General features: G+C 77.0%; 1 pseudogene. It reads left to right on the top strand.

The annotated features are described in order from the left end of the window. Positions 1–899, top strand: a pseudogene (locus MXD58_RS25740) (AAA domain-containing protein); the annotation flags it as partial.

Genomic DNA, 899 nt, shown 5'->3' with positions numbered 1-899 from the left:
GAGTTCGCCCAGCGCCTGCGCGAACTCGACGAGCTGCGCGACGACCTGGCCGACCTCGAGGCCCGGGGCGTCGGGCTCACCGGCCTGGACCAGCTCGGCCCAGCGGCCCTGGCCGAGCTCGCCGCCGCCGTGCGCACCGCGGCGCGACGCGTCGAGTCCCTGGCCGAACCGTGGCTGGACAGCGTGCGCGCGCAGATCGCGCGGTCGGAGTCGCTTGCGGCGCTCTGGCGGGAGCAGACGGACGCGCTCGACGCCGCCAGCGCCGAGATCATCGACCTGCGCCGCCGCACCTTCGGCCACGACGTCGAGCTTCCGCCCGGCGACCATCGCGTGCAGACCCGGTTCCTCGACGACCTCGGCGTCCGCTTCGCCGCCGGCCGCGGCCTGCCCCGCCTCGGTGCCAAGGAACTGCGGGCCTTCCACAGCGCGACCCGCGTCGACGGGCTCGACCTGCGCACCGCCGCGGACGTCGACGTCGTCCGGGCGACGCTGCACGAGCGGATCCGGACCGCCGCGGTCGTCCGGCAGAGCCAGGACCTGGCCGACCAGGTCGGCGCGCCGCCGCTGCCCGGCGATTCGACCGAGTTCCTGCCGCTGTTGGCGCAGCGGGTGTCCAGGCTCCGCGACGCGCTGCGCTGGGAGACCGTCGATGGCCCGGCGCTGGCCGCCCGCCTGCAGAGGCTGCTCGCGACCTTCCCCGCCCGCCCCACCGGCGCGGACCTGACCGAGGCGGGCGCCGTCCTCGACGCCGCCGCGACCCGCGAACGCGAGCGCCGCCTCACCGCCTCCCTCGACGACGTACTCGACTACCTGGGCACCGGACGGCGCGGCCCGGCAGCTAGTCACCTGTGGGAGGCCCTGCACGACGCCGGGCAGCGGCGCGACCTCGCCGGCTGGGC

The organism is Frankia sp. AgKG'84/4, from assembly GCF_023242965.2.
Classification (GTDB): Bacteria; Actinomycetota; Actinomycetes; order Frankiales; family Frankiaceae; genus Frankia.
Note: the sequence above shows the minus strand (reverse complement) of the source record. Positions and strands in the feature narration are given on the sequence as shown.